Source organism: Streptomyces litchfieldiae (assembly GCF_031845365.1).
Classification (GTDB): Bacteria; Actinomycetota; Actinomycetes; order Streptomycetales; family Streptomycetaceae; genus Streptomyces; species Streptomyces litchfieldiae.
The window spans coordinates 1-14543 of sequence record NZ_JAVREL010000001.1; the positions used below are offsets into that span (position 1 = coordinate 1).

The window sequence follows — 14543 nt, forward strand, 5'->3', positions numbered from 1 at the left end:
GATCAAACTCTCCGTGAATGCTTCCAAACAGGAAACCATCCACACGAGATGTTCCTCGCTGAATAGTTACCAAAAAAATCTGGCGTTGACTTTTGGCACGCTGTTGAGTTCTCAAGGAACGGACGCTCCGTGTGCGCCTGCTCGTGCCGCTCGACGAGGCCGGGATGTTGAGCCTTCCCGGCTTCCCCTTGCGGCGGTGTCGTAAACCTACTGGAGCGGGGCGCCAGGATGCAAATCCTGGCGCCCCGCGGGCAGATGACGGTCAGACGTCCATGACGACCGGCATGATCATCGGCCTGCGGCGGTAGGTGTCGGAGACCCACTTGCCCACCGTTCGCCGTACGAGCTGCTGGAGTTGGTGGGGCTCAACCACGCCGTCCTGGGCGGAGCGCGCCAGGGCCTCGTCGATCTTCGGGATGACGGCCGCGAACTCGGAGTCCTCGATGCCGGAGCCGCGCGAGTGGATGCTCGGGCCGCTGACGATCTTGCCCGTGCTGCTGTCCACCACGACGAACACCGAGATGAAGCCCTCCTCGCCGAGGATCCGGCGGTCCTTCAGGCTGGACTCGGTGACATCGCCGACCGACAGGCCGTCCACGTACACATAGCCGGCCTGGACCTTGCCCACGATCTTCGCCTTGCCGCCGACCAGATCGACCACCACGCCGTCCTCGGCGATGACGATCCGCTCCGCGGGCACCCCGGTCGCGGCGCCGAGCTCCGCGTTGGCGCGCAGGTGGCGCCACTCGCCGTGCACCGGCATCAGGTTCTTCGGCTGGCAGATGTTGTAGAAGTACAGCAGCTCGCCGGCCGAGGCGTGTCCGGAGACGTGCACCTTGGCGTTGCCCTTGTGGACGACGTTGGCACCCCAGCGGGTCAGGCCGTTGATCACGCGGTAGACCGCGTTCTCGTTGCCGGGGATCAGCGAGGACGCCAGGATCACCGTGTCGCCCTCGACGATGCGGATCTGGTGGTCGCGGTTGGCCATCCGGGAGAGGGCGGCCATCGGTTCGCCCTGGGAGCCCGTGCAGACGAGGACCACCTCGCGGTCCGGCAGGTCGTCCAGCGTCTTCACGTCCACCACCAGGCCGGGCGGGACGCGCAGATAGCCCAGGTCCCGGGCGATGCCCATGTTCCGCACCATGGAACGGCCCACGAAGGCGATCCGGCGGCCGTGTTCGTAGGCGGCGTCGACGATCTGCTGGATGCGGTGCACGTGGCTGGCGAAGCTCGCCACGATGATGCGCTTCTCGGCGCGCGCGAAGACCTGGCGCAGGACGCCCGAGATCTCCCGCTCGGGGGCCACGAACCCGGGCACCTCGGCGTTGGTCGAGTCGGACAGCAGCAGGTCGATGCCCTCCTCGCCGAGCCGGGCGAAGGCCCGCAGGTCGGTGAGGCGGCCGTCCAGCGGGAGCTGGTCCATCTTGAAGTCGCCGGTGTGCACGGCCATGCCGGCCGGGGTGCGGATGGCGACGGCGAGCGCGTCCGGGATGGAGTGGTTGACCGCGACGAATTCGCACTCGAAGGGGCCGATCCGCTCGCGGTGGCCCTCCCGCACCTCCAGCGTGTAGGGCCGGATGCGGTGTTCCTGGAGCTTGGCCTCGAGGAGGGCGAGCGTCAGCTTCGAGCCGATCAGCGGAATGTCGGGCTTCTCGCGGAGGAGATAGGGGACACCGCCGATGTGGTCCTCGTGGCCATGGGTGAGCACGATGCCTTCGACGTCGTCGAGGCGTTCCTTGATGGAACTGAAATCGGGCAGAATCAGATCGATTCCGGGCTGCTCCTGCTCGGGAAACAGCACGCCGCAGTCGACGACGAGCAGTCGACCGCCGTATTCGAAGACGGTCATGTTGCGGCCGATCTCGCCCAGGCCGCCGAGCGGGGTAACGCGTAGGCCACCCTCGGGAAGCTTCGGCGGTGGGCCGAGTTCTGGGTGCGGATGACTCAAGAGACTCTCCTGACCACGCGCGCCACGTGCCGGATTCGGACACATGGCGCGCGTGACTGTGTGCATTGGTCGGTATTCAGTTATCACCTTCGGCGCAGAGATCGCGCTTTCGGTAACGTCCTTTGTTCTTAGATTTGTACCCCGCCGGCGGCGAGATCGCGCTTGAGCTGATCCGTCTCCTCCGCGGTGAGGCCGACGAGCGGGAGGCGGAGCGGACCGCCCGGCAGGCCCTGGAATCCCAGCGCCGCCTTGGAGGTGATCACGCCCTGGGTGCGGAACATCCCGGTGAAGACGGGCAGCAGCTTCTGGTGGATTTCGGCCGCCTTGGCAACGTCCCCGCTCGTGTACGCGTCCACGAGCGCGCGCAGCTCGGGCGTCACGACGTGCCCGACGACGGAGACGAAGCCCACGGCGCCCACGGACAGCAGGGGCAGGTTGAGCATGTCGTCGCCGGAATACCAGGCGAGTCCGGTGGTGGCGATGGCCCAGCTCGCGCGGCCGAGGTCGCCCTTGGCGTCCTTGTTGGCGACGATCCGGGGGTGCTCGGCCAGCCGGACCATCGTCTCCGTGGTGATCGGAACGCCGCTGCGGCCCGGGATGTCGTAGAGCATGACGGGCAGGCCGGTGGCGTCCGCGATCGCCGTGAAGTGCTGGCGGAGCCCTTCCTGGGGCGGCTTGTTGTAGTACGGGGTGACGGTCAGCAGACCGTGGGCGCCGGCCTCCTCGGCGGCGCGGGCCAGCTCCAGGCTGTGCCGGGTGTCGTTGGTGCCGACGCCCGCCACGACGTGGGCCCGGTCGCCGACGGCCTCCACGACGGCGCGGATGAGCCGTGTTTTCTCCACATCGCTGGTGGTCGGGGACTCACCGGTGGTGCCGTTGACGATCAGGCCGTCGTTGCCGGCGTCCACCAGGTGGGCGGCGAGGCGCTGGGCGCCGTCGACGTCGAGTGAGCCATCCGCGCTGAATGGCGTGACCATGGCGGTCAGGACCCGGCCGAAGGGGGTCTGCGGTGTGGAGGTCGGAGCCATAGGTTCCACGCTACTCGCAGCTCAGCGTGCCCGGGCCCATCGGGGCGGGCAACCGGTGGATCCCGGCACTGCCTGCTCGGGGGTTCAGACAGCGCCGGGTCCGTTCATTCACCCTAAATGAACTTCCCGAAATGTCGCAATACGGACACTTCGGTCGCCCTGGGGGCGGCCCCGCGCAATTCCTAGGGAGCGACACGGCCGTTCGCGTTGAACGCGGCGTGTGTCAGCGGCATCAGCCGCGCCCACTCCTCCTCCATCCGCTGCCCCACCATCTCGATCTCCCGCTGCGGGAAGCTGGGGACCCTGGCCCGCTCGTCCTGGGTGCGCAGCCCGAGGAAGTGCATGAGGGAACGGGCATTGCACGTGGCGTACATCGACGAGAAGAGGCCGACGGGGAGCACGGCCCGGGCCACCTCGCGGGCCACGCCGGCCGCCAGCAGCTCCTGGTAGGCCGCGTAGGACTGCCGGTAGGCGTCCTCCATGACCTTCCCGGTCAGCGCGTGCTGCTCGGCGGTCCCGGGCACGAACTCGTACTTCCCCGGCCGGCCGCGCTGGACGAGCCTGCGGTCCTGCCCCGGCACGTAGAACACCGGATCGAGCTGCCGGTACCGCCCGCTCTCCTCGTTGTACGACCAGCCGACCCGGTGCCGGTGGAACTCCCGGAAGACGAAGATCGGGGCGCCGATCAGGAACGTCATCGAGTTGTGCTCAAAGGGGCTGCCGTGCCGGTCCCGCATCAGGTAGTTGATCAGCCCCTTGGAGCGCTCGGGGTCCTTGTCGATCTCCGCCAGGGACTGCTCCCCCGCCGTGGAGACCCGGGCCGCCCACAGCACGTCCGTGTCCGCGGCGCTGTGCTTGACCAACTCGACGGAGATGTCGCTGCGGAAGCTGGGGGTCTCGGTCACCGGGGAGGTCCTTCCGGTCGCACGGGCGGTGGACGAAGCGGAACCCACCCTAAGCGCCGCCACCGACAGGACCGACGGGGCGCCGCCGGACGGGCAAAACGGACCCCGCGTCCGGAGTCGGATTGTTCACCTGATAACTTTGTTATTGGTCCATTCAGGGGAACCGGCCAAGGGAAGGGGCGCCCGTCATGACCTCTCGCGACGACTTCCGCAGCAACGTGACCGCGCCCCGTTCGCGGCCCTCCCTCCGCGGCATGATCGGCGGGGCGCTCGTCGGCCTTGTCGTGATATCCGGGCTGATAGGCGCCCTGCTGCTGGCCCGCCCCGCCCTCGATGTGGAACACCGGACGACTCCCGACGCACCCGAGGCGGCTCAGGACCGCTGAGGCGCGGTAGCCTCACCGTTCACAGCATCGTCCCCCCGCGTCCGCGTGATGCCGTCTGTGAATACGAACGAGGACCAGCCGTGCCCCTGACTTTCCTCGCGGCCGACCACGACTCCGCCGGTGCTCCGTCGGAGATCCCCCTGCCGCACACCGAACAGGACTACTGGCGCCGCCCCTACCGCCCCGGCCCCTGGCGGGTGGCCGTGGCCGCGGTGACGCTCCTGGTCGCCGCCTATCTGCTGATCTCGGGCGTGATCATCATCCTCGCCGGTTCTCCCACGGGCGCCGGTGCCACGGCGGTGGCGGCGGTCCTGGCGATCGCGTTCGCCCTGCGCCTGCTGCGCATCGGGATCTGGGTCAGCCCCCGCGGCCTGCGGCGGGTGGGCCTGCTGCGCACCCAGACGCTGCGCTGGCGGGACATCGCGCGCGTCTGCACCGTCCAGCAGCCCGTGAAGTGGCTCGGCCTGCCGCGCAGCGTGCAGGGCCAGGCGGTGCACATCGAACGCCGCCGCGGCGAGGCGCTGCGCACGCTGCTCACCGACCACAGCGCGGACTTCCTGGCCCGGCCCGAGGCGTTCGACCGGGCGGCGGACGTGCTGGAGGCGTGGGCCGCCGAGCGGCGTTAGGGCCCGGACCGGTGGCCGGCGCGGGGCGGCGTCCCGCGTGCAGGGCGATCGCGTGCTCCATCGCCTTGCGGGCGCGGGGCGTGTCCCGCGCGTCGTGGTACGCGACGGCCAGCCGGAACCAGCAGCGCCAGTCCTCCGGGTGGGCCTCGGTCTCCGCCCGCCGGGCGGCGAAGACGGCGTCGGCGGCCGCCTGGTCGATCCGGCCGCTCGGCGTGCGCGCGAGATTATCCACCGGGAGCCCGCCCTCGGCGTCCAGTTCGCGGGCCAGCCGGTTGGCGTTCAGCACGAACCGCAGGCTGCGCCACAGGAACCAGGCACCCAGCACCGGCAGCACCAGCACGGCCACGCCCAGCGAAACGGCCACCCAGGAGCCGTCCGCGATCAGCACCACGCCCCGGTGGCCGACCAGCCCGAAGTAGACGAGCAGGACGGCGCACAGCACCAGGTAGACGATCCGGTCGCGCACGGCTAGCCGTCCAGGTCCATGAAGTGCTCCAGCCCGAAGGTGAGCCCGGGGGCGCCGCCGACGCGCCGCACGCCGAGCAGCACGCCGGGCATGAACGAGCCGCGGTTCATCGAGTCGTGGCGGATGGTGAAAATCTCGCCCTCGTCGCCGAAGAGCACCTCCTGGTGCGCGACCAGGCCCCGGAGCCGCACGGAGTGCACCGGCACCCCGGCCACGTCCGCACCCCGGGCGCCCTCCAGCGCGGAGCTGGTGGCGTCCGGCTGCGGGCCCAGCCCGGCGGCGTGCCGGGCGTCGCCGATGAGCTGGGCGGTGCGCGCGGCCGTGCCGCTGGGGGCGTCGGCCTTGTTGGGGTGGTGCAGCTCGACGATCTCGACGGATTCGAAGAAACGTGCCGCCTGCTGGGCGAAGCGCATCGTGAGGACGGCGCCGATGCCGAAGTTCGGGGCGATGAGCACGCCGGTGCCGGGCGCGGACTCCAGCCAGTCGCGCAGGGTGGCGAGCCGCTCCTCGGTCCAGCCCGTGGTGCCGACGACGGCGTGGATGCCGTTGCGGACGCAGAACTCCAGGTTGGCCAGGACCGCGTCCGGGTGGGTCAGCTCGACGGCGACCTGGGCGCCGGTCTCGGTGAGCGTCTCCAGCTTGTCGCCCCGGCCGAGCGCCGCGACCAGTTCCATGTCCTCGGCGGCGTCCACGGCCCGGACCGCCTCGGACCCCATGCGTCCGCGGGCTCCGATGACGGCCACGCGCAGCTTGCTCATGCGATGAACTCCCGTACTTCCCGTTCTCCGGGATCTCTTGTGTCAGGCCACGGCGGCGGGCAGACGCGCGGCCTGCCGGTCGTTGAGCGGGCCGATGACGGACAGCGAGGGCCGGTGGCCCAGCACCTCGCGGGCGACCTGCCGGACGTCGTCCGGGGTGACCGCGGCGAAGCGCTCCAGCATCTCGTCCACCGACATCTGCCGGCCCCAGCACACCTCGCTCTTGCCCAGCCGGTGCATCAGGGAACCGGTGTCCTCCAGGCCCAGGACGGTGGACCCGGCGAGCTGGCCGATGGCGCGGCGCGTCTCGTCGTCGCTGATGCCGTGCTCGGCGGCGTCGGCGAGCTGCTCGCGGCAGATCTTCAGCACGTCGTCCAGCCGGTCGGGGCGGCAGCCGGCGTAGACGCCGAAGATGCCGCAGTCCGCGTAGCCGGAGGTGTGCGTGTAGATGTTGTACGCCAGGCCGCGCTTCTCGCGGACCTCCTGGAACAGCCGGGAGCTCATGCCGCCGCCCAGCGCCGTGGACAGCACGCCGAGCGCCCAGCGGCGGTCGTCGTGGCGGGAGACGCCGGGCATGCCGAGTACGACGTGCGCCTGCTCGGTGGGGCGTTCCTGCACGTCGACGCGGCCGGCCGTCTTGATCCCCCGCCGGCCCGTGCGGGGACCCACCGGTTCCGCGCTCTCGCCGGACAGGGCCCCGGCGCTCTCGAACGCGGCCGTGACCTGTGCGACGACGGCGGCGTGGTCGACGTTCCCCGCGGCGGTGACGACGAGCCTCGTCGGGTCGTAGTGCCGCCGGTAGAAACGGGCGATGCGGTCGCGGGTCAGCGCGTTGACCGTCTCCACCGTACCGAGCACCGGGCGGCCCAGCGGGCTGTCGCCCAGCAGCGTGTGCGCGAAGAGGTCGTGGACGCCGTCGCTGGGGTCGTCCTCCGTCATCGCGATCTCCTCGAGGATCACGCCGCGCTCGGCGTCGACCTCCTCGGCGGCGATCAGCGAGCCCGTGAGCATGTCGCAGACGATGTCGATGGCCAGCGGCAGGTCGGTGTCCAGGACCCGCGCGTAGTAGCAGGTGAACTCCTTCGTGGTGAAGGCGTTCATCTCGCCGCCGACCGCGTCGACGGCGGAGGAGATGTCCAGGGCGCTGCGCCGCCTGGTGCCCTTGAAGAGCAGGTGCTCCAGGTAGTGGGTGGCGCCGTTGAGGGCCGGGGTCTCGTCGCGCGAGCCGACCCGGGCCCAGATGCCGAAGGTGGCGGAACGGACGAACGGCACCGTTTCGGTGATGATCCGCAGCCCGCCCGGGAGAACGGTCTTGTGCACGGTGCCCGGCCCGGCGTCCGCGCGGCGCGGACGGGGCACGGCCCGCCCCACCGGTGCGGTGGGGCGGGCCGTCGTGCGGGTGGTACGCGTCACTTCTCGACGGCGTCCTTCCCTGCTTCGGTGCCGCCCTCGGCGGCGGGGGCCTCGGCGGCCTCCTCCTCGTCCAGGACGGGGATCAGCGACAGCTTCCCGCGCTGGTCGATCTCCGCGATCTCGACCTGGACCTTCTGGCCGACGCCGAGCACGTCGTCCACGTTCTCCACGCGCTTGCCGCCGGCGAGCTTGCGGATCTGCGAGATGTGCAGCAGGCCGTCCTTGCCGGGGAGCAGGGAGACGAAGGCGCCGAAGGTCGTGGTCTTCACCACCGTGCCCAGGTACCGCTCGCCGACCTCGGGCATCGTCGGGTTGGCGATGCCGTTGATCGTGGTGCGGGCGGCCTCGGCGGACGGGCCGTCGGCGGCGCCGATGTAGATGGTGCCGTCGTCCTCGATGGTGATGTCGGCGCCGGTGTCCTCCTGGATCTGGTTGATCATCTTGCCCTTGGGGCCGATGACCTCGCCGATCTTGTCCACCGGGATCTTGACGGTGATGATGCGCGGCGCGTTCGGCGACATCTCGTCGGGAACGTCGATGGCCTCGCTCATCACGTCGAGGATGTGCAGCCGGGCGTCCCGCGCCTGCTTCAGGGCGGCGGCGAGCACCGAGGCCGGGATGCCGTCCAGCTTCGTGTCGAGCTGGAGGGCGGTCACGAACTGCCGGGTGCCGGCGACCTTGAAGTCCATGTCGCCGTAGGCGTCCTCCGCGCCGAGGATGTCGGTGAGGGTGACGTAGTGGGTCTCGCCCTCGATCTCCTGGGAGATCAGGCCCATGGCGATGCCGGCGACCGGGGCTTTCAGCGGCACACCGGCGTTCAGCAGGGACATGGTGGAGGCGCAGACCGAGCCCATCGAGGTGGACCCGTTGGAGCCGAGCGCCTCGGAGACCTGCCGGATCGCGTAGGGGAACTCCTCGCGGGTCGGCAGCACCGGCACCAGGGCCCGCTCGGCGAGCGCGCCGTGGCCGATCTCGCGGCGCTTGGGGGAGCCCACGCGACCGGTCTCACCGGTGGAGTAGGGCGGGAAGTTGTAGTTGTGCATGTAGCGCTTGCGGGTCACCGGGGAGAGGGTGTCGAGCTGCTGCTCCATGCGAAGCATGTTCAGCGTGGTGACGCCCAGGATCTGGGTCTCGCCGCGCTCGAACAGCGCCGAGCCGTGGACCCGCGGGATCGCCTCGACCTCGGCGGCCAGGGTGCGGATGTCGGTGACGCCGCGGCCGTCGATGCGAACCTTGTCGCGGATGACGCGCTCGCGCACGAGCTGCTTGGTGAGCGCGCGGTAGGCGGCGGAGATCTCCTTCTCGCGCCCCTCGAACTGCGGCAGCAGCTTCTCGGCGGCCACCGTCTTGACGCGGTCCAGCTCGGCCTCGCGCTCCTGCTTGCCGGCGATGGTCAGCGCCTGGGCCAGCTCGTCGCGGACGGCCGCGGACAGGGCCTCCAGCACGTCGTCCTGGAAGTCGAGGAAGACGGGGAACTCGCCGGTCGGCTTGGCGGCCTTGGCGGCGAGGTCGGCCTGGGCCTTGCAGAGCACCTTGATGAACGGCTTGGCGGCCTCCAGGCCGGCGGCGACGACCTCCTCGGTCGGCGCCTGCGCGCCGCCCTTGACGAGCTCGATCGTCTTCTCCGTGGCCTCGGCCTCGACCATCATGATCGCGACATCGCCGTCCGGCAGGACCCGGCCGGCGACGACCATGTCGAACACGGCCTCCTCCAGCTCGGTGTGGGTAGGGAACGCCACCCACTGGCCGCGGATGAGGGCCACGCGGGTGCCGCCGATGGGGCCCGAGAAGGGCAGCCCGGCGAGCTGGGTGGAGCAGGAGGCGGCGTTGATCGCGACCACGTCGTAGAGGTGGTCGGGGTTGAGGGCCATGACCGTCTCGACGATCTGGATCTCGTTGCGCAGGCCCTTCTTGAACGAGGGGCGCAGCGGGCGGTCGATCAGCCGGCAGGTGAGGATGGCGTCCTCGGAGGGACGGCCCTCGCGCCGGAAGAAGGAGCCGGGGATCTTCCCGGCCGCGTACATCCGCTCCTCGACATCGACGGTGAGCGGGAAGAAGTCGAGCTGGTCCTTCGGGTTCTTCGAGGCGGTCGTGGCCGACAGCACCATCGTGTCGTCGTCCAGGTACGCCACCGCCGATCCGGCGGCCTGCCGGGCGAGCCGGCCGGTCTCGAACCGGATGGTGCGGGTGCCGAAGGTGCCGTTGTCGATCACGGCCTCGGCGTAGTGGGTCTCGTTCTCCACCTTGGAAATTCTCCTCTTCTGCGCCCCGCCGGCGGCGGGGCGGTGGAGCACCTCCAGACGGGCCGGCCATCGATCGAAGCTCCCGGGAGGTCAGCCCGGAGGCCACTACCGAGGACCGGCGACGGTGAGAAGGCGCTCCGCCTCGTACATACGTCGTTCTCGGTTGTGCCGTGGAACAAGCCTACAAAGGCGAGCGGTCCCCGGCTCGGTTTCCGTCCGTGACGGACCGGATACGGCGAAGGGAGCGGCCCCGCCGGCGGTGGCCGCTCCCTCCTGGGCGTGTTACCTGGCGCCCGCCGCGCCGCGGCGGATGCCGAGGCGCTCCACCAGGGTCCGGAAGCGCTGGATGTCCTTGCGCGCCAGGTACTGCAGCAGGCGGCGGCGCTGGCCCACCAGGAGCAGCAGGCCCCGGCGGGAGTGGTGGTCGTGCTTGTGGGTCTTGAGGTGCTCGGTCAGGTCCGAGATGCGGCGGGACAACAGAGCCACCTGAACCTCGGGGGAGCCGGTGTCGCCTTCCTTGGTGGCGAACTCGGCGATGATCTTCTGCTTGGTGGCGGCGTCGAGCGACGACACACGTACTCCTTGGCGCTATCCGATGTAGCCACCGAGTGCCCCTGGGCTGATCCGCAGGGGAGCTTCCGGAACTCGGGAGGCGGGGTCCGCTGAGCGCTTCCTCCAGAAGAATCCGGGGGCGCGTACGCAAACGGCCGCTAAGCAGGCTACAGCAGGATGGCGGCGCGAGCACATCGGGTGGCGTCCGGCCACGAGCATACCGGCGAACGCCCGAACCCGCCGAACGCCGAACGCTTATGCTGCTGCCGTGACTTCGACACAGCAGGGACTCACCCCGCGCCAGGCCCGCCGGCTCCGGATGGGCATCGCGGCGGTGGCGATGGTCGCGATGGCCGTCGTGCTCGTCATCCAGCTCGGCGACGGCTCCTCCTTGCGGTCCATAGGTCTGTACGGCGCGGCGTTCATTCTGTCCGGCGCCGTCATCGAGATGAGCCGGCGCGGCCGGACCCGGCTCGGCATGGCGGTACTGGTGGCCGGCTTCGTGCTGCTGCTGGGCGCCGACTGGTGGCTGCGCAGCCGCTGACCGCCCGGCCCGGCGGGGCCGTTCCTCGCGACCGGTACCGGTGTCGGTGCGCTGCGTTACGATCGCGGGCACAGGCATCCGTTGTCGCCGACCAGATGGGGAGGGCCGGACCGATGGCATCGACCGAGACTCCGGAAGAGATCGCCGCGCGCAAGGAGCGCGAGAAGAACGAGCTGTACGCGCTGGACATCTCGGGCGTGGAGTGGCTGAGCGCGCCGGACGGGCCGCAGGATGAGAAGGTGGAGATCGCGCACCTGCCCGGGGGCGGCGTGGGCATGCGGAACTCGAAGGATCCCGCGACGGTGCTGCGTTTCACCGCGGCCGAGTGGGAGGCGTTCGTCCTCGGGGCGCGCGACGGCGAGTTCGACATCACGGAGCCGGGTCCTCAGCCGTCGTAGGGGCGCAGGCTCCCGACGATCAGGTCGACGGTCTCCTGGGAGACCTCTCCCTCGTATCCGCGGTCGATGATCAACGACCAGGCGGACAGGTCGTCGTCGGCGTCGAGGTAGGAGACGGCGACACTCAGACCCGCCCGGATGTCGCAGGAGTCCTCCGGGTCGTCGGGGATGTCCTCGACCGTGGCGTACGCGATGTGCCCGGTGATGCCGTGGTCGTTCCGGTAGGGCTCCGGCTCCCGGAAGTCCGTCGTGCCCTCCTCCTCCTGGTAGAACGCGGCCCAGGCGGCGAGGCGGGCCGTGAGGTCCGCGCCCTCCTCGGTGCCGGTGGTGCCCTGGGCGCCGCGGGTGCCGGCGAAGCCGTGGACCCCGCCCGTGTCGCACTCCGCCCACTCCAGCACGGCGCCGCTCTCCAGGCTGAAGGCCGGGCGCTCGGCGTTCTCGTCGACCTCGTTGTCGATCCACAGCGGCTCGCCCTCGGCGGTCACCAGCCAGTCGGGCGGGACGTCGAAGGCGAGGTCGCGGCCGGAGCTGACCACGACCTGCCAGTCGTCGGCGACGACCGGCTCCCACTCCTCGGGCACGGGCGCCCGGGGGTCGTCCGGCTCGCGGCCGAACTCGTAGACGACTTCGCCGGGTTGGGCCGGGTCGTCGTCGCCGACCGCCGGCGGCTCGCCTTCGACGTCCCGGCCGTTCAGCAGGGACACCCCGAGGATCGCGGCGGTGCCGAGCACGGCCAGGGCGACCAGCGCCGCGAGCGCGGCACGGCCCCGGCGGGCGACGGGCGCGGGCGGGTAGGGATCGGGCTGCCGGTAGCCGGGCGTCAGATAGGGGTTGGTCCCCGGCGCGGGCGGCGGCGGGCCCGCTGCCGGGTCCTGGCGGTCGGACATGTGCGTTCCTCGACGGTATTGATGAGGCGGAATGGCGGATCAGCGGTAGGCGATGAGGAGCGACTCCTCCCCGGTGCCGGCGCGTGAAAGCAGTTCGAGGAGCAGGGCGTTCTCGGGGGCGACCCAGACCGTGCGCCAGTAGGTGCGGGAGAGGGCGTCGGTCATGATCCCCCGTTCCTCCGCGCGCTGGTTGAGCCGCATCACGTCTCTCGTCTCCTCCGTGGCGGGATCCAGCGCCCGCACGACTCCGCTGCCGCCCTCGGGCCCCTCGTAGAGGAGGACCTCGCCGTCCACGGAGCCGGCCAGCGTGACGATGCCGCCGTGCTCGGGGGTGATCTCGTACAGGGCGTGGCCCGCGGTGAGGTCGTGGACGCGGATCGAGTTGCCGATCAGGCTGTCCACCGCGTACAGCCGGTCGCCCTCGACCAGGGCGAGCGGGCATCCGGACAGATCGCCCCGGGAGCAGGGCGCGCCGTGACGGTCGTCGTCCCAGGCGATCTCGGTGGCGACCGACTCCCGCGCGTCGTCGACGACCAGGAACGCGACGTCGCCGCCGCCGTATCCCTGGCCGTACTGGCCGTACACCACGAGCGGTTCGACGGAGAGGACGCCGAGCACGGCGAACGCCTCGCCCTCCTCGACGCGCCAGCGCCACAACTCCCGGCCGCTCTCGGTGGTCGCGCGCACCCCGCCGCGGTCCCCCGCCCCCTGGGCGCAGGAGACGACGGAGACGAACATGTCGTCCCACACCGCGTAGCCCGTCTCCGGGCAGGTCTCGCCGGGCTCGGTGCGCCAGATCTGCTGCTCCTGGCTGATGCTGTAGCCGGCGCCGCCGGTGCCCGTGCCATAGCCGACGGCGACGGTGTCGCCGAGGATCGCCGGCACGTCGAACTGGCTGGGCGGCGGGTGGGAGGTCATCTCCAGCGACATGACCTCCTCGCCCGTGACGATGTCGAGGACCGTCAGGATCTCGCAGTGGAAACCCTGGTGGAGGGCGATGCGGCCGGCGTCGGCGGTCACCGAGGCCCGGCAGCCGAACTCGCCGGGCGCCAGCGGGAAGGTCCACGCCTCGTCGCCGGTGGCCGCGGCGAAGGCGGTGATGGCGTCGCCCATGTGCTTGACGACGAGGCCGTCCTGGTACCACAGGCCCCGGGCCTCGATCGATTGGCCGTCCCCGGCCGGGGCGTTGCCGGCCCAGGCCATCTCGGCGTCGATCACCTCGGCGGGCAGCCGGGGCCCGGCGGCGTCCCCCGCGGCGGCCTCGGCCTCGGTGCCGGACGTGCCGGACCCGCCGCGGTCCGCGAGCAGCAGGAGGGCGCCGCCGGTCACCAGGACGGCGACGGCGAGGACCACGGCGAGAACGGCCGGCCGCCACGCGCGCCGGCCCCGGCCGGGCGGCCGGGGCGGCGGCGTCGGGGGCGCGAGGGATCCCGCGGGGACCGGTGGGCCGAACGCGCCGCCGGGCGGCGGAACGGCCGGCTGCCGGTTCGGAAACGAAGGCTGTGCCATGGCTCTTCCCCCAGGATCGGCGCACCCGCGGTTCAACGAGCCGCCGCACCACGGCCGTTGACCTGGCCGGCCGCGCGCCGCCGTTTCCCTTCGAGGGCCAGCCGCGGCCGATGATAAGCACGCGGCCGGGCGTTCAGCGCTTGACGCAGGTATAGGCGCCGTACAGGCGCCCGGCGAACTCCGCGGCGACGATCTCGAATCCGGCGGTCTCCAGCATCGGTTCCAGCAGCCAGCGGTAGGTGCTGTGCTCGGTGCGGATGTGCTCGGCGTAGTCCTCGCGCGTGTAGCCCTCCGACGGGTCCGTCACCGCGCCGGCCTGCCACTCGGCGAAGACGTCGGCCGCCTGTGACGGGTGGAAGTCGTAGACGAGGTCCCGCAGGCGCAGCACGCCGCCGGGGCGGAGCACGCCGGCGATGCGCTCCAGGGCGATGGTCTTCCAGAAGTCGGGCAGTTGGTGGAGCGCGTGGCGGGTGGACACCGCGTCGGCCGGCGGGCCGGTGTGGGCGTAGCTGAGGAAGCCGGCGCGCACGGTCTCGACGTTGTCGAGGCCGGCCTCGGCCGCCCGGTCGGCGATCACGCGCGTCATGGGCGACGAGACGTCCACGGCGACGACGCGGCCGAACGCCCGGGCGGCGGCGAGCGCGAAGCGGCCCGTGCCGGCGCCGAGATCAACCACGGTGGCGCTCTTGTCCAGCCCGCGCGCCCGGAGTTCGTCGATGTCGGGGCCGGGGTCGGGGTAGCCCTGTTTGCGGTCGAATCCCGCGACGAAATCGGGGTCGAGGTGCTCGGGGCCCGCATGGGCGAGTTCGTCGATCATCCACGTCTCGGACATGGGGGGACCCTGCCACGGCGGCGGGGTGAACGCGCGGCATTTTCGACG

Annotated in this window: 15 protein-coding genes; 4 read left to right on the plus strand and 11 right to left on the minus strand. The window is 71.2% G+C overall.

The features are described from left to right. Nucleotides 1-262 precede the first annotated feature (262 nt). The 3 genes from RM590_RS00005 to thyX form a co-directional block, all read right to left on the minus strand. Nucleotides 263-1948: a ribonuclease J gene (locus RM590_RS00005; RefSeq protein WP_311702146.1), complete on the minus strand. Its 1686-nt coding sequence runs from the start codon at nt 1946-1948 to the stop codon at nt 263-265. A gap of 128 nt (nt 1949-2076) precedes the next feature. Then, entirely contained in the window at nt 2077-2976 is a 900-nt protein-coding gene (gene dapA / locus RM590_RS00010; protein ID WP_311702147.1) for a 4-hydroxy-tetrahydrodipicolinate synthase, read from the minus strand. A gap of 182 nt (nt 2977-3158) precedes the next feature. Further along, a complete protein-coding gene (thyX, locus tag RM590_RS00015; protein ID WP_311702148.1) occupies nt 3159-3881 on the minus strand; it encodes an FAD-dependent thymidylate synthase in 723 nt (240 codons plus the stop codon). Nucleotides 3882-4069: 188 nt separating this feature from the next. Between thyX and RM590_RS00020 the strand changes: the two genes are divergently transcribed. Further along, nucleotides 4070-4267: a hypothetical protein gene (locus RM590_RS00020; protein ID WP_311702150.1), complete on the plus strand. Its 198-nt coding sequence runs from the start codon at nt 4070-4072 to the stop codon at nt 4265-4267. 80 nt (nt 4268-4347) lie between these two features. Then, complete coding sequence (locus RM590_RS00025) at nt 4348-4893, plus strand: hypothetical protein (protein WP_311702151.1); 546 nt, start codon at nt 4348-4350, stop codon at nt 4891-4893. On the opposite strand, the gene RM590_RS00030 is transcribed toward RM590_RS00025, so the two are convergent. The 5 genes from RM590_RS00030 to rpsO form a co-directional block, all read right to left on the minus strand. Then, nucleotides 4802-5359: a tetratricopeptide repeat protein gene (locus RM590_RS00030; RefSeq protein WP_311702152.1), complete on the minus strand. Its 558-nt coding sequence runs from the start codon at nt 5357-5359 to the stop codon at nt 4802-4804. The genes RM590_RS00025 and RM590_RS00030 overlap by 92 nt on opposite strands. Nucleotides 5360-5361: 2 nt before the next feature. Then, nucleotides 5362-6117 carry a 4-hydroxy-tetrahydrodipicolinate reductase gene (dapB, locus tag RM590_RS00035; RefSeq protein ID WP_311702153.1) on the minus strand — a complete coding sequence of 252 codons (756 nt, stop codon included), beginning with the start codon at nt 6115-6117 and terminating at the stop codon, nt 5362-5364. A 42-nt stretch (nt 6118-6159) separates the two neighbouring features. Further along, the gene (locus RM590_RS00040; protein ID WP_311702154.1) at nt 6160-7530 is read right to left on the minus strand and encodes a M16 family metallopeptidase; all 1371 of its coding nucleotides are present in this window, start codon (nt 7528-7530) and stop codon (nt 6160-6162) included. Then, nucleotides 7527-9773: a polyribonucleotide nucleotidyltransferase gene (locus tag RM590_RS00045; RefSeq protein ID WP_311702156.1), complete on the minus strand. Its 2247-nt coding sequence runs from the start codon at nt 9771-9773 to the stop codon at nt 7527-7529. Before RM590_RS00045 ends, RM590_RS00040 begins: the two co-directional genes overlap by 4 nt. 282 nt (nt 9774-10055) lie before the next feature. Then, nucleotides 10056-10346, minus strand: coding sequence for a 30S ribosomal protein S15 (gene rpsO, locus RM590_RS00050; RefSeq protein ID WP_120698701.1), 291 nt, complete (start codon nt 10344-10346; stop codon nt 10056-10058). Nucleotides 10347-10593: 247 nt separating this feature from the next. Between rpsO and RM590_RS00055 the strand changes: the two genes are divergently transcribed. Next, complete coding sequence (locus RM590_RS00055; protein WP_311702159.1) at nt 10594-10869, plus strand: hypothetical protein; 276 nt, start codon at nt 10594-10596, stop codon at nt 10867-10869. A 113-nt stretch (nt 10870-10982) separates the two neighbouring features. Then, a complete protein-coding gene (locus RM590_RS00060; RefSeq protein ID WP_311702160.1) occupies nt 10983-11267 on the plus strand; it encodes a DUF397 domain-containing protein in 285 nt (94 codons plus the stop codon). Here RM590_RS00060 and RM590_RS00065 read toward each other — a convergent pair. From RM590_RS00065 to RM590_RS00075, 3 genes are all read right to left on the minus strand, one after another. Continuing rightward, nucleotides 11255-12154 carry a hypothetical protein gene (locus RM590_RS00065; protein WP_311702161.1) on the minus strand — a complete coding sequence of 300 codons (900 nt, stop codon included), beginning with the start codon at nt 12152-12154 and terminating at the stop codon, nt 11255-11257. The genes RM590_RS00060 and RM590_RS00065 overlap by 13 nt on opposite strands. Before the next feature lie 39 nt (nt 12155-12193). Beyond that, entirely contained in the window at nt 12194-13663 is a 1470-nt protein-coding gene (locus RM590_RS00070) for an outer membrane protein assembly factor BamB family protein (RefSeq protein WP_311702162.1), read from the minus strand. A 133-nt stretch (nt 13664-13796) separates the two neighbouring features. Beyond that, a complete protein-coding gene (locus tag RM590_RS00075; RefSeq protein WP_311702163.1) occupies nt 13797-14495 on the minus strand; it encodes a class I SAM-dependent methyltransferase in 699 nt (232 codons plus the stop codon). Nucleotides 14496-14543 lie beyond the last annotated feature (48 nt).

Excerpts from the sequence above, each read along its gene's own strand:
- RM590_RS00065 (WP_311702161.1), bottom strand. The coding sequence starts at position 12,154 with ATGTCCGACCGCCAGGACCCGGCAGCGGGCCCGCCGCCGCCCGCGCCG.
- dapA (WP_311702147.1), bottom strand. The coding sequence starts at position 2,976 with ATGGCTCCGACCTCCACACCGCAGACCCCCTTCGGCCGGGTCCTGACC.
- RM590_RS00075 (WP_311702163.1), bottom strand. The coding sequence starts at position 14,495 with ATGTCCGAGACGTGGATGATCGACGAACTCGCCCATGCGGGCCCCGAG.
- RM590_RS00070 (WP_311702162.1), bottom strand. The coding sequence starts at position 13,663 with ATGGCACAGCCTTCGTTTCCGAACCGGCAGCCGGCCGTTCCGCCGCCC.
- RM590_RS00060 (WP_311702160.1), top strand. The coding sequence starts at position 10,983 with ATGGCATCGACCGAGACTCCGGAAGAGATCGCCGCGCGCAAGGAGCGC.
- dapB (WP_311702153.1), bottom strand. The coding sequence starts at position 6,117 with ATGAGCAAGCTGCGCGTGGCCGTCATCGGAGCCCGCGGACGCATGGGG.
- RM590_RS00020 (WP_311702150.1), top strand. The coding sequence starts at position 4,070 with ATGACCTCTCGCGACGACTTCCGCAGCAACGTGACCGCGCCCCGTTCG.